We start from the raw sequence: 13,868 nt of genomic DNA, 5'->3' as shown, positions 1-13,868 counted from the left end.
TCACATTCCCATCTGTAGACAAACTGCTAAACTGCGCACTTCTGGCTATCGCCTTCATCTTTTTTTGATCTTCCGGCATGACACAGTATTTATATCAAGAAGCAAATTGGCAATCGCAACTGAGTGATCTGATCACTGATCCACAAGAACTACTACAGATTTTACAGCTTTCTCCAGATCAGCTGTTATCTGGTGCTCTGCTGGCCTCTCAAGCCTTTAAATTACGTGTGCCGCGAGCTTTTGTTTCCAGAATGCAGCCAGGCAATCCTCTAGATCCACTTTTATTACAAGTGTTACCGCATCATCTGGAACTGGAAGATCATCCGGGATTTGTCACCGATCCCCTAGGTGAAGAACAGGCCAACCAGCAGCCTGGTGTTCTACATAAATATAAGTCACGTTTTCTACTGACCTTGACCGGTGCCTGTGCAGTCCACTGTCGTTACTGTTTCCGACGCCATTTCCCCTATCAGGAAAACCTGCCTAAAAATGAGGACTGGATCAATATCAAACAATATCTGGAAAGCCAGCCAGATATTAATGAAGTAATTCTAAGCGGCGGCGATCCACTGACCTTATCTAACCGAAAATTAAAAACCTGGATTGAACGACTAGAATCGGTACCACATCTCAAATTTTTAAGAATACATTCACGAGTTCCTATTGTGATCCCAAACCGGATCGACGAAGAGCTACTAAGCATGTTAAAAAACAGTAGGCTACGTATTATTCTAGTGGTACACTCGAACCATGCATCAGAGCTGGATGACCTGACCTGTAAGCAGCTTAATCAGCTGGTTCAGCATCAGATCACGGTACTCAATCAGGCAGTTTTATTAAAAGGGGTTAATGATTCTGCTCAAGTTTTGATTGATTTAAGCTATCGCTTGTTTGATGCTGGCGTGATGCCCTATTATTTACATGTACTTGATAAAGTAAAAGGTGCGCATCATTTTGATTTACCTGCTGAGCACATCAATGAGATTTATACAGAAGTTTTAGCGAACCTACCGGGGTATCTGGTTCCTAAACTAGTTCGAGAAATAGCGGGCGAGAAGAATAAGACACCGCTTTTTGGGGTTTCAACATTTTTGAGTTAAATAATAAAGATGAGTAAGCATACTGCAGACATTTTTCAGACAACGGCTGAACTCACCATAGAACAGCTAAGTTTTTGTCCCACAAATGCCAAAGCATTACAGGAATGGGTCGCAGGAATTTCAATCCTGCAATTGGGGAATTCATCCAAGTCTCTGTTCAGTGCTTTACTGGAAATTTCCGAACTGAAATGTGCGGAAACCTTGCGTTTTGACCTGATTCAGGTATTGCACCCTACCCTTGAAAATGTTTTGGCCAGTCTTGAGAAACATTTCGTCAATCAGGGTCTGATCACGACGGATCGCAATGACCAGATTATTGAACTGGCCATGCTGTTACGCAGCTATTTTGCCAATATCTATATAGATATTGCCAAACGCTGTAATCATCAGCTGAATCATCAAAAGTTTTCACTATTTTCCCTGGGCAAAAAGAAAAGCCTGCAAAGTGCCCGGATGGTGTCCATCTACTATGGCCTGCAACAGTTAAGCCTGCTGCTCTATCAACAGCATATGCTGTATAGCACACCTGGCGCCGGTCAGTGGTTGGCAGCACATCAGTTGCTTGAATGTGCGATGGAAAATAATTTCTATCAGACCAACATCAATCAGGTTCTTGGCACCCAGCACGAAATCCAGAATATTGCCCAAGCCTATGCACGACTGATTTTGCTGGATATTTTCAATACCCATCAGATCCGTCCAGCTGAAATTCAGGGTTTATATTTATGCAGTGCGGACTGGGCAAAACTGGTTCAGATTCTGCCAAAAGAAACCACACTGTCACGTTATGTGGTCGATGCCAACAAAGATCATCCGCCTATACTGAATTCTCATCAGGGTCAGCATTTCCAGCCGAGCTTCTATATTTCGACACAAAACCTGATGGAACACCTGACCGGTACGCAAAGCAAAAATGCCCAGTATCTGTCACGTAATGAAAAACTGTTCCTGACACCTGCTCTGCATTTTCATATCTATAACCTGCTTTCGAATAATGTCGAACGCCGTCATGAACGTTATGAATATTCCGCACAGATCAATATCTGCTTTGGCTTAACGGTGGCGCATTTTTATCTGTCTAAGGGTAAAAACTTTAATGAAACGCTGGAACTGGAAGGTAATTATGGTTTCCAGAGCGAAAGCAGTTTTGTCAGCTCAATGCATAATGCCGTTCCAAGCGGATTCAGCAGTATCAAGGCGCTCGATCGCGAAGCCAAACAGATTCATACCGCTGAAGTTCTCGATATCAGTGTCAATGGTTACCGGATTAAATGGTCAGGTATCACGCCTGCCAATCTGAAAACTGGTGAATTTATTCTGGTTCAGGAAAAATCTCAAAGCCAGTGGCGTGGCGGAGTCATTCGCTGGATCAAACAGTCAGCAGATAAAAGTCTGGAAATTGGCCTGGAAATTCTGGCACAGGAACTGTTCCCTTGCGCAGTTTATGCCCGTACCGACAAACACAGTATCAATTATCAGCCAGCTATTCTGGTACAGATGACCCAGCTCGATCAGGTCTCAACCAGTATTATTGTCTCTGGCTCACAAATGTTTAGGGAAAAACAAACCATTCATTTACGACTTGGCCAAAAAGAACTCAGAATCTACCTGACCAAGGCACAGCTCATTACACAAAGTTTTATCCGTTTCGACTATGAATTATTAAATGATCAAGAAGAAGATGTCATCGAAAACTTTATACATAAGCAATTGAATGAAACTAAAAATCACGATTTATGGGAAGCATTGAAGTGAGAAATCCATTATTGTCTAAAAAGTTAAAACGTACTGAAACACGTTTACTGATCATTGATGATAATCAAATTAGATATAACCAAATCCGTGATCTCTTAACCAGCAATGAATATCAGGTCGATGCCGTTCTGCTTGATGATCTGCAATCTTTTGAAAAACAGTTAAACTTTAACTGGGACCTGATTATTTTTGGTCGTGCTTATGATCTGAAATATGAACAGGCCTTAAGTCTGGTTCAACTTTCGCAGCAACCTGATCTTCCTATTCTTTTGTTAAAGCCGGAAGATTATCAGGCTGAACAATATGCCCAATATATCCGTAAAGGCATTTTTGACATTCTGAATCTGGATTATCAAGACCGCTTCTTCCTGAATCTGGTACGTGCCCTTTCCTTTAGCCGTACCATGCAAGCCCAGCGCCATTTAATGGAAGAACTGGAAACTGCACAAAACCAGGCACAATCACTGGTAGAAGACAGTAACCGTGCGGTCGCAACCATTCAAGAAGGCATCCATATTCAGGCCAATGCCGATTACCTTAAACTGTTTGGCCTTAAAAGTGAGGACGATATTATCGGTCTGCCGCTTTTAGACCTGTTACAGCCGCAAGATTTAAACGATTTTAAATCCCGCTTTAAAAAGATTTCTCAAGGCCAGTTTGATTTAGGCCGTTTTGATATTACTTCTTCAAATCCAAATGTTGCTGCTGCCAATCCATTAAAACTGGAATTTCTGGCATCTAGTGCTGAAGAAGATGCACTACAAATTACGATTGATACGGCGACTACGCAGGCAAGTGCCTCTTCTGAAAAAGTTGCAAACAAGCCAAATACCTTACAGTCACTTAAGCGTGAACTCAATCGTGAACCGGCCAAAGCCAATGCATTGCTCACTTTCTCCTTTGCTGCGTATGAGCCGCAAGTCCTGAATGGTGATTGGGCGACCTACATGGGTTATTTCCATGAAGTTGAGAAATTTCTAAAAGAGCAGGTTCGTATTCCACTCTTCAAACTGGAACATGATGTTCTGGTGGGGATCATTCAGGCAGATGCGCAAGACATTCTGGAATCCAAACTTGTTGGGTTAGGTTCATTGACCAAACCACAGCTTATTACAGTGAATCAGCAAACTTATCCGCTCAATCTACGCATCGGTTATACCCTGCTTGACGGTGAGTTGCGTGATGAAAGCCATTGTAATGAATTAGTCGGTCGGGCCTTCTCTACTCCTTTACCACAAGCACAAAAAACGTCTGAATTTGTTCTGGATATTCCCACAACGACTCAGGAATCGATTTCAATGCCAAGCATTGACTTCACGGTCTCAGAACCTGTTGTTTCAGCGCCTGAGTCCATACCGGTCAGTCCGGCAGTCAGCGCTGTACCACTCACAACCTCTCCGGTATTAAAAGCACTGCGTGAATGTCTGGAACGTGGTGAAATTCATCTGAAATATCAACAGCTCTATGATAAAGAAGATACCAACCTCTACATGTATGAGGTGACCAGTGGCTTTATCTTTGAAAATAAATGGCAGGATATTTCTTCCTTGATGGAACTCAATGAAGATGATGAATTGTCTATTAAACTCGATCGCTGGATTCTGGTTGAATCAAGCAAGCAGTTGCACAACTTCATTACCCAGTATCCGGATGCCCGTTTAATCGTGAACCTGAACCGTGCGGTGCTATTTAAGGACCGTACTTTCCCTGAGTTTATTTCTAAACTGATTACGATTATTCGCAGTAAAGTCGAGCATCCTTTAACTTTACAGTTCTCTGAAGAAGATATTCTGATGAACCAGCAGGATGCGCAGAAATATCTACGTACTTTACGTGAACATGGCGCGCGGATTGCGATTCGTAACTTTGGTCACTCAATGTATAGTGAAACCCTACTACGTGAGTTCGATATCAATGGTCTGAGCCTGGATAGCAAACTGACCAAGATGCTGAACAATGATACTGAAATTGAACAGCTACAGGAAAAAATCACCACGTACAATGAAATCAAACCAGTGAATATCATGATTCGTGAACTGAATGACATGACCTTATTTGCGAATGCCTGGAACGTCGATGCCCGCTTTATTCAGGGTGATTATTTCCAGAAAAAACTGGATCATCTGATTGATGTACAAGACCACTAAGGTCTTGTACTCGCCTTTCAATCTAGAAACGTGAAATGATTTTCTAAATTGCAGGCACAAAAAAACGGGCATAAAGCCCGTTTTTTCATTTTGGGTATTAACGTTTAACAGAACGTGACATACCAGCAAAACGTTGTTTGAACTTGTCGATACGGCCGCCAGTGTCAACGTTCTTTTGCTTACCAGTGTAGAATGGGTGGCAAGCTGAGCATACGTCTAGGTAAAGAGTTTCTTTACCAACAGCTGAACGAGTTTCGATTACGTTACCACATGAACAAGTAGCAACTAGTTTTTCGTATTTTGGGTGAATATCGGCGCGCATCGTCGATTACTCCATTAAGATGAAAGAAGGTTTTGCTGTCATCGCAATTGATCACTCTCAAGTATTGAGGAAGGGCCAGAATCAGGATTCAGGCAGATCAACACCACAACAGACCATTCTTTTGGCCCACCGAGACGGATACCGTCAGAGCTAAGCACAACAAGTTGGGCGGTATTATACGGCAAACAAATACAATAAGCGAATTATTCTTCTGTATGTACCGCCTGTTTGGCCCAGAGATTCGCAATCACACCACAGGCCATGAGCTGGATTTGATGGAAAATCATAATCGGTAAAACGATCATGCCAAGTGGCTGACCAATAAACAGAATCTGTGCCATCGGTACACCACTGGCGAGTGTTTTTTTGGAACCACAAAAGAATACCGTTTTCTGGTCGGCACGATTAAAGCCCAGCCAGCGTGGAATAAATAGCGACAACAGCATCACAATGGTCAATAAAACCGAACATGCCAGCAGCAGCAAGAGCAAAGTACTTAAGCTGACTTCACGCCAAAGCCCAGCCACCACCGCGCTGCTAAATGCTCCATAAACCACCATCAGAATTGAGCCCTGATCGAATACCTTGACGATCTTGGGCATTTTCTGCATTTTTGGGAAAATCCAGGGACGTAATAACTGACCTAAAATAAAAGGCACCAATAACAGCAGCGTAATCTGCAGGATCGATGCTGTCGGATCAAAGCCATGCTGAGATTTCCCAAGGATAAAGAATGCGACTAGCATCGGTGTAATAAACATCCCGATAATATTGGAAAATGAAGCACTACAGATCGCACCAGCAATATTCCCTTGAGCCACTGAGGTAAAGGCGATCGAAGACTGTACGGTTGATGGCAGGAAGCACATAAACAGGAATCCCCAATATAATTCCTGCCCCAACATTGGCAATAATATTGGTTTTGCCAGCAAGCCTAAAATTGGAAAGAGTGCAAAGGTCAAGGCAAAGACCAAAGTGTGTAATTTCCAGTGCATCAAGCCTTCAATTACGGCTTCACGCGAAAGCTTGGCACCATGCAGGAAAAACAGGATCGCAATGGCTGCTGTCGTAATCCAGCTAAAGACTTCAGCTGCCTGCCCTGACACTGGCAATACACTGGCCAGTAACACCATAACAAAGAGCAAGATCGTAAAGCGGTCCAATGCCAGCAGTTTAAGCATCTGATGTCCTTCCCTCAAAATTTTATTATTCGATAAAAAAATACCCGGCTATCTTAACAGATGCCGGGTCCATGTTATGCATTCAGATTGATGTAATATTTTCATCCATACATGAATACATTTCACATATATCGCTCTATAACACTTAGTTATTACGTGCGTTGTTTTCTTGCTGGATTAGCTCGATTTTGTAGCCGTCTGGATCTTCTACAAATGCAATGACAGTCACACCGCCTTTCATTGGGCCAGCTTCACGAACAACATTGCCACCACGTGCCTTGATTTCTTCACATGCTTTATAAGCATCATCTACCGCAATCGCAATATGACCGTAGCCATTGCCTAGGTCATAGCTTTCTGTATCCCAGTTATGGGTCAGTTCAAGCACAGTGTGATTTTCCTCATCGCCATAACCCACAAAAGCCAAGGTAAAACGACCTTCTTCATAATCACGCTTACGAAGTAAAGTCATACCAAGAACTTCAGTATAGAACTTGAGTGATTGTTCCAGATTGCCTACACGTAACATGGTATGCAGCATGCGCATATTAATCATCCTTATTTACAGATTGTTTTTGGTGTTCACCGAGCAATTTTGCCACCCAAACGACCAGAATCAGGATTGGAATCCCGATTAAAGTGGTCATCAGGAAGAAATTCGGATAACCGATATTGGTCACTATAGTACCCGAATATCCACCTAAAATCTTAGGAGTCAAGGTCATGAGTGAGCTAAAAATAGCATACTGAACAGCGGTAAAGGACACACTGGTCAGACTGGACAGGAAGGCAATAAAAGCAGCGCCTGCGAGACCTGCGGCCAGATTATCGACAATAATTGCAAAATATAGCCACCATGAACTATACGGTTTAATCACCTTACCTTGAATTTCAACATTCTCGCCTGTTCCAATTGTAATCGGCTGAATATCAATATCCATCGGATTGGCCTGAGTCTGCAACAAGTCCACAGCATATGAATGCTGCTGGGTAACCATCGGTTGCTCCTGTTGCATTAAGCTTGCATTGATTTGCTTCATAGGTGCCGTAATCAGTTTCTCGGCAGGAATAGCAGCACTAAAGACACGCCCTTCATCCAGCTTGGCATCGAATTTATCGCCATTCAGCTCTAATACAATTTTTTGCTCTGCAGTTAAATCCGGCCCTAGATACTGACCGCGAACCACGATGCTATTTTCCTGTTCATTGGCACTGATCAGGTTATCTGTGGTAACAGGCAAAAGCTGTAATTGTGCTGCTTTCGAAGCATTCTGTTGCAAATAAGGCAGGTTAACTTGTACTGCATCTGCCGGATGATTCAGATAATGTGCACGGACCTGAATCTGTTCGGCCTCTTTGAAGGCAGTAGTGGGTACATTCAGTTTCCAGTAACCGACTTCATCTGTATCTGCCTGAAAGGTTTGCTGGCCTACCTGAACTTCGACCTGTCCCAGCTTTTCACCAGACTTTACTAAGCCAATAAAAATCAGATTGGTTGAACAGGCCAAAATCGCGCCTACAAACATCAGTTTCATGATGTTCATTTTCTGAGCCAGCAAGCCACCTAAAAAACCGCCAAGCAGGGAGAAAATTACCCCATACACTTTCACGGCTTCAGCAATCTGCTCCTTGCTGAAATTCAGATCCTGATAGAACACATTGGAAATCACACCGGCAATAATATCGGAGACCCGATAAAAACCGATCAACAATAACAACACTAAAGCCAGCTTTAAGCCATAGCGATCAAAGAAATCCGCTACGGGATTCACCCAGGTCTCGAATGCCATCTGTTTATTCACAGCACCCATTTTGACCAGAATCGTACCCACACCGAAAGCGACAGCACCTGAACCGATAAAGCGTAAAGCCTCAAAACAGAACAAGGCAAAAGTATCCTGAATCGCCCATTGTTCAGTGATACTCGATACCAAGTCACCGGAATAGACATAACTCAGAACAAAGCTGATAACTGCCACAAAAAACACGCCGACGAGACGAAAATAATCACTGCGCTGATAATCTTTACGTACTCGATCCACTTGAGGCTCACGGATGACCAATGTGGTGATAATCCCAACCAGCATAACCGCCGCCATCGCCAGATAAGTCCATTTCCAGGCATCATAGATATAGTTGCCTTTGGCTGTACCTAAATATGCCGCCAGAAACAGAGCTCCAGCGCCAGCCACAATCATCCCGATCCGGTAACCCGCATTATAGGTGGAAGCCAGTACGGTCTGCATCTGGGTTTCGGCCAGCTCGATACGGTAAGCATCAATGACAATATCCTGCGTTGCCGCTGAGAAGCCTAGCAGAACGGCACCTAGTGCCATCTGCTGTAAATGTGCCTGCCCCAATGCTGGATCTGAAAAAGCCATAATTGAAATCGCAGTTACAATCAGGATCTGGGCAATCAATAGCCAGGCTCTTCGTCTACCCAAAGCTTTAGTCAAAAATGGGACAGGTAATTCATCGATGAGTGGCGCCCAGACGAACTTGAATGAATAGCCAAGGGCAGCCCAGCTGAAAAAGGTCACGGCACTTTTACTGATTCCGGCTTCACCGAGCCATAAAGACAAACTGGAAAAAATCAAAAGAATCGGGACACCGGCTGAAAATCCGAGAAACAGCATGATCAGGGCACGCCGATCCAGAAATGCTGTAAATGCGGATTTCCAACCCGTCGTTTGTGTTGTCATTGCCTTGTTATTTTCCACGAAAACCAATTGCTGCTATTCAATCCTTTAATAACGTATCTTTCAACAAAATTTATATATTTCTCGCATGCCCGATTTTTTATTTTGTGGCAAAACTGACATGTTGGCTTGAATTTTTCAAGTAAATCTGTATACCTTAAACCTTATCCACGTCATATTTCGTTTTGGACTTTCAACAGTGACTCAGAGACTCGATCAAATTTATTCTTCAATTTCAAGTAATACAACTATATCTCAACAAAACATCAGCTCCGACCTACTTATCTCAGCCTTTGAACAAAGCGAAATTACACCAACCCTTGAAAAGACATGCCTGAAACCGGCACAACTGACGCGTATTGCCGATCCGGATAAAATCCCGGCATCGACCAAGCGAATCAAGCCTTTAAATAATTTTCTAGGCCAGGACCGTGCCCGTGCTTCGGTTGAAGCCGGTATTGCCCTGCCATATTCAGGCTATAACATCTTTGCCGTGGGTACAGCTGGACTCGGCAAACGCACTATGGTGAAGCGTTTGTTGCAGCAACATGCCAAAACCATGCAAACGCCAAATGACTGGGTCTACGTCAATAATTTTCAGAATCCTCGTCAGCCTATCGCACTGGAATTTCCAGCCGGTCAGGGGCCCAAGTTTCAGGCGATGCTGCATCAAAGCTGGCAATCCATTCTAAAACAGCTGGAGCGCCGTTTTACTGCGGAAAGCTATCACAACCGGATTGAAATGATTCGCCAGGAAACGGGTGATGAACAGCAACTCGCCTTGATCGAACTAACCCGTGAAGGTGAAGAACTCGATCTGAAACTGATTTCCCGCAATGATGAACATTGTTTTGTGCCAATTCATCTGAAAGATGACAAAGTACAGGAAATGTCTCAGGAAGATCTGAATGCTTTAAGCAATAAAGATCGTGCTGAGATTGCTTCTAACATGCGTTACATGGACAAGAAACTGGAACGCCTGGGACTTCATTTGGGTGACCTGGAAGATGATGCGCGTGACCGTGTTCAAGTATTGAACCGTGATATCGCTAAACAGGTAGTCATGCCACGCGTTGAGCAGATGCTGACTAAATTCAAGCATGTCGAAGGTCTGGAACAATATCTGAAGCAATATGCTGAAGACATTATTAATAATGTCGAAATTGTATTAGAACAGGAAGAAGATGATTTTACCCCTGCCCAGTTTAGCCGCGTACCAGCGCGCTTCCAGGCCAATGTGATTGTCACCCATAAGCCAAATAGCGGTGCACCCGTTATTTTTGAAGATTTCCCGACGCATTACAATCTATTGGGTCATGTGGAACAGTTGACCCAAAATGGTACGATTACTACAGATTTCACACTGATCCGTCCCGGCTCCTTGCATAATGCCAATGGCGGTTTCCTGATGCTTGAAGCTGAACAATTACTGGAACAGCCATATGCATGGCAAGGTCTGAAACGTGCCCTGAAATCTGGGCATCTCAAGCTTTCATCTTTAGAGCATATGCTGACTCTCACCGGTAGCATTTCCATTGAACCAGCTTCTATTCCGCTGAATATCAAAGTGGTGCTGCTGGCAGAGCCAGAAATTTATTATGAAATTCTGGAACTTGAACCAGAACTAGGCAGTATCTTTAAAATCCGTGCCGATTTTACCGACACCCTGCAACGTAATGATGAAAATGAGCAAGCCTATATGCAGCTGATTGCTGACTATGTGCAATCAGATAAATTATTACCTTTTGACCGTTCTGCATTATCTGCCCTGCTGACCGATTCAAGCCGTCAGGCTGAAGATCAGAGTTCCCTGTCACTGCATGCATTGACGCTGGGCGACCTGATTCGTGAAGCGCATCATCATGCATTCGAAGCGGGTGATAAGATGGTGTCAGAAAAGCATATCAATACCGCACTGGATCATCGTAAATATCGCTTAGGCTATTTACGTGAGCTATTCTGGCAAGATCTGACCCGTGGCACTCAACTGATTGAAACTCGCGGTCATCGTCTAGGCCAAATCAATGCGCTGTCTGTGATTCATTATGCAGATGTTGAATTTGGTCTACCTTCACGCTTAACTGCTTCTGTATATCAAGGTGGCGGTGATATTCTGGATATCGAACGCAGCGTAGAACTTGGCGGTTCTTTGCATGCTAAGGGCGTGCTATTGATGGCCTCCTTTCTAAAAGCCCATTTTGGTCGTGAACAGACCCTGCACTTCTCTGCCGCTTTAGCTTTCGAACAAAGCTATGGTCAGGTGGATGGTGACAGCGCGACAGTCGCCGAACTTTCAGCGCTGATTTCTGCGATTAGTCAGTTACCGATTGACCAGTCCTGGGCGATTACCGGTTCTATGAACCAGCTTGGTCAGGTACAACCGATTGGTGGAGTTAATGCGAAAATTGAAGGTTTCTTCGATGCCTGTAAGTTGCAAGGCCTGACAGGTAAGCAGGGTGTGATTATTCCACGACAAAATATGCAGCATCTGATGTTACGTAAAGATGTCATTGCTGCAGTCGAAGATGGTCAATTCCATATTCATGCCATTGATAATATCGCGCAGGCTTTGGAAATCCTGATGGCACGTCCGGTCGGGACTATGGACAAGAAAGGCCGTTATAGCAAAAACTCGATCTTTGCTGCTGTGATGGAACAACTCGAATACTGGCAAGCCATTGAAGATGGTGCCGAGTTTGAGGAAGAACCTAAGAAAAAGAAAAAAAAGAAGAAAAAGAAAAAAGATAAGGCGCCTATAAAGGAAGTTCTGACCGATCCAGATACCTTAGCTGAGGCCTTGGTTGCTGAATCAAAAGAACTAGAAAAATCTGAGGGTCAGCAGGCAGAAGATTAATTCTGCCCCCTGCCTCACTATTCACCCATAAAAAAAGCGCTTCTCTCGGAAGCGCTTTTTCACATCTATCAGTTTAATCCAAGGATTAAGCTTCAGGTGCTGGACTGTATTGCTCTACTAAAGGCTGTAATTCACCTTTTTGGAACATTTCGAGCATGATGTCACTACCACCGATCAATTCACCATTGATCCAAAGTTGTGGGAATGTCGGCCAGTTCGCAATTTGTGGCAGAGTTGCACGAATATCCGGGTTTTCCAGAATATTAACATAAGCAAATGGACGACCAATTTGACTGAGTGCTTCTACCGCACGTGCAGAAAAACCACATTGTGGAAATTGTGGTGTGCCTTTCATATAAAGAAGTACTGCGTGCTTGGCAATTTGGTCACGAATTAACGCTTCGGTATCGCGTGCTTGTTCAGTCATTGATAAATCCTCAACTAATCTGTCTCGCATTATACCCAAAACAGAGAAAAACAGTACGTCTAAAGTAATAAATCCATTTTTATTTACAATTACTCTTTAAATCTGACCAAGTTTTTGCTTATATAAGTTTTTCTTTCCACCTAACAGTAAAGAGTTAGTCATGAACAATATTACCCTCGCTCCGGTACAAACTGATCAACCTTCACATTTGATGCCAGTCTTTGGTCGTCAACCGATCAGCTTTGTCCGAGGACGAGGTGCATATCTTTATACCGAAGATGGTACAGAGTATTTAGATGCCTTAACAGGGATCGCCGTTTGCGGTTTGGGTCATGCTCATCCAGTGATTGCTGAAGCAATTGCGGAACAGGCTGCAACCCTGATTCATACCAGCAACCTGTTTGAAGTGCCTTGGCAAACTGCTGCAGCACAGAAACTGGCTGAAGTCGCTGGCATGGAAGAAGTTTTCTTCTCCAACAGTGGTGCAGAATCGAATGAAGGTGCGATCAAAATTGCGCGTAAATTCGGTCATATGCAAGGCATTGCAACACCAAAAATTATTGTAGCCGACAAGTCTTTCCATGGCCGTACGCTGGCAACCCTGTCTGCAACGGGTAACAAAAAAGTTCAACAAGGCTTTGGCCCATTGGTTGAAGGCTTTATTCGTGTACCTTTTGGCGATATTGAAGCTATCGAAGAAGCAGCAATTAACCATCCGGATATCGTGGCTATTCTGGTTGAACCGATCCAGGGTGAAGGTGGTGTCAATACAGCACCGCAAGGCTTTAGTTACCTGGAAGAAATCCGTCAGATCTGTAATCAGCACAACTGGTTGATGATGCTGGATGAAGTACAAACAGGTAATGGCCGTACCGGTAAATATTTTGCTTATCAGCACACCAATATTGTGCCCGACGTATTGACGACTGCTAAAGGTCTAGGCAATGGCTTCCCGATTGGTGCCGTGATGACTCAAGGTCGTGGTGTCGGTGTTTTAACTGCGGGGAACCACGGTTCGACTTATAGCGGTACTGCACTGGGTTCACGCGTGGTTTATACCATCATCGATATTATGCAAAAAGAAAATATCGTGGCTAATGCCGCTGAAAAAGGTGCATATATTGTTGAGCAGTTACGTAGCCAGCTTGCAGATCATCAAGTGACTGTACGTGGTTTCGGCCTGATGATCGGGATTGAGTTGCCTAAAGACTGTGGTGAGCTGGTGGATATTGCACGCGATGAGTACAAAACCATTATCAACGTGACTGCAGGTAATGTTGTTCGTCTGTTGCCTACCCTGAACATTACTCAGGAACAGGCTGATCAACTGATCGAACGTTTAGTGAAAATGATCAAAGCTTATCTTGCTTAAACCTATCTTGA

General features: G+C 43.8%; 10 protein-coding genes. 5 read left to right on the top strand and 5 right to left on the bottom strand.

The features are described 5' to 3' along the window. Positions 1-77 precede the first annotated feature (77 nt). From epmB to G5T77_RS15330, 3 genes are read left to right on the top strand one after another with little or no spacing between them, the layout of a single operon-like run. On the top strand, positions 78-1,100 hold the full coding sequence (gene epmB / locus G5T77_RS15340; protein ID WP_004782609.1) for an EF-P beta-lysylation protein EpmB: 1,023 nt from the start codon (positions 78-80) through the stop codon (positions 1,098-1,100). Positions 1,101-1,109: 9 nt separating this feature from the next. Further along, the gene (locus G5T77_RS15335) at positions 1,110-2,855 is read left to right on the top strand and encodes a GTPase (protein WP_166138910.1); all 1,746 of its coding nucleotides are present in this window, start codon (positions 1,110-1,112) and stop codon (positions 2,853-2,855) included. Next, entirely contained in the window at positions 2,837-5,002 is a 2,166-nt protein-coding gene (locus G5T77_RS15330) for an EAL domain-containing protein (protein ID WP_166138907.1), read from the top strand. Before G5T77_RS15335 ends, G5T77_RS15330 begins: the two co-directional genes overlap by 19 nt. Positions 5,003-5,099: 97 nt before the next feature. Here the strand turns inward: G5T77_RS15330 and rpmE are convergent, their stop codons facing one another. From rpmE to G5T77_RS15310, 4 genes are all read right to left on the bottom strand, one after another. Further along, positions 5,100-5,324: a 50S ribosomal protein L31 gene (rpmE, locus tag G5T77_RS15325; protein ID WP_004782616.1), complete on the bottom strand. Its 225-nt coding sequence runs from the start codon at positions 5,322-5,324 to the stop codon at positions 5,100-5,102. 203 nt (positions 5,325-5,527) lie between these two features. Next, positions 5,528-6,505 (bottom strand): bile acid:sodium symporter family protein, encoded by a 978-nt coding sequence (locus tag G5T77_RS15320; protein ID WP_166138904.1) that lies wholly within the window; start codon positions 6,503-6,505, stop codon positions 5,528-5,530. A gap of 145 nt (positions 6,506-6,650) precedes the next feature. Then, entirely contained in the window at positions 6,651-7,052 is a 402-nt protein-coding gene (gene gloA / locus G5T77_RS15315) for a lactoylglutathione lyase (protein WP_166138901.1), read from the bottom strand. Between the two features lies 1 nt (position 7,053). Then, complete coding sequence (locus tag G5T77_RS15310; protein WP_166138898.1) at positions 7,054-9,207, bottom strand: MFS transporter; 2,154 nt, start codon at positions 9,205-9,207, stop codon at positions 7,054-7,056. Between the two features lie 196 nt (positions 9,208-9,403). Here G5T77_RS15310 and G5T77_RS15305 point away from each other — a divergent pair, with 196 nt between their 5' ends. Beyond that, positions 9,404-12,058: an ATP-binding protein gene (locus tag G5T77_RS15305; protein ID WP_166138894.1), complete on the top strand. Its 2,655-nt coding sequence runs from the start codon at positions 9,404-9,406 to the stop codon at positions 12,056-12,058. Positions 12,059-12,143: 85 nt separating this feature from the next. On the opposite strand, the gene grxD is transcribed toward G5T77_RS15305, so the two are convergent. Continuing rightward, positions 12,144-12,485 carry a Grx4 family monothiol glutaredoxin gene (gene grxD / locus G5T77_RS15300; protein WP_034702064.1) on the bottom strand — a complete coding sequence of 114 codons (342 nt, stop codon included), beginning with the start codon at positions 12,483-12,485 and terminating at the stop codon, positions 12,144-12,146. 160 nt (positions 12,486-12,645) lie between these two features. On the opposite strand from grxD, the gene G5T77_RS15295 reads away from it, so the two are divergent. Continuing rightward, a complete protein-coding gene (locus tag G5T77_RS15295) occupies positions 12,646-13,857 on the top strand; it encodes an aspartate aminotransferase family protein (RefSeq protein WP_166138891.1) in 1,212 nt (403 codons plus the stop codon). Positions 13,858-13,868: the final 11 nt, after the last annotated feature.

The sequence above is a fragment of the Acinetobacter sp. GFQ9D191M genome (assembly GCF_011174875.1).
In the GTDB taxonomy this organism is placed as follows: domain Bacteria; phylum Pseudomonadota; class Gammaproteobacteria; order Pseudomonadales; family Moraxellaceae; genus Acinetobacter.
Note: the sequence above shows the minus strand (reverse complement) of the source record. Positions and strands in the feature narration are given on the sequence as shown.

Excerpts from the sequence above, each read along its gene's own strand:
- rpmE (WP_004782616.1), bottom strand. The coding sequence starts at position 5,324 with ATGCGCGCCGATATTCACCCAAAATACGAAAAACTAGTTGCTACTTGT.
- G5T77_RS15330 (WP_166138907.1), top strand. The coding sequence starts at position 2,837 with ATGGGAAGCATTGAAGTGAGAAATCCATTATTGTCTAAAAAGTTAAAA.
- grxD (WP_034702064.1), bottom strand. The coding sequence starts at position 12,485 with ATGACTGAACAAGCACGCGATACCGAAGCGTTAATTCGTGACCAAATT.
- G5T77_RS15335 (WP_166138910.1), top strand. The coding sequence starts at position 1,110 with ATGAGTAAGCATACTGCAGACATTTTTCAGACAACGGCTGAACTCACC.
- epmB (WP_004782609.1), top strand. The coding sequence starts at position 78 with ATGACACAGTATTTATATCAAGAAGCAAATTGGCAATCGCAACTGAGT.
- G5T77_RS15310 (WP_166138898.1), bottom strand. The coding sequence starts at position 9,207 with ATGACAACACAAACGACGGGTTGGAAATCCGCATTTACAGCATTTCTG.
- G5T77_RS15320 (WP_166138904.1), bottom strand. The coding sequence starts at position 6,505 with ATGCTTAAACTGCTGGCATTGGACCGCTTTACGATCTTGCTCTTTGTT.
- gloA (WP_166138901.1), bottom strand. The coding sequence starts at position 7,052 with ATGCGCATGCTGCATACCATGTTACGTGTAGGCAATCTGGAACAATCA.
- G5T77_RS15295 (WP_166138891.1), top strand. The coding sequence starts at position 12,646 with ATGAACAATATTACCCTCGCTCCGGTACAAACTGATCAACCTTCACAT.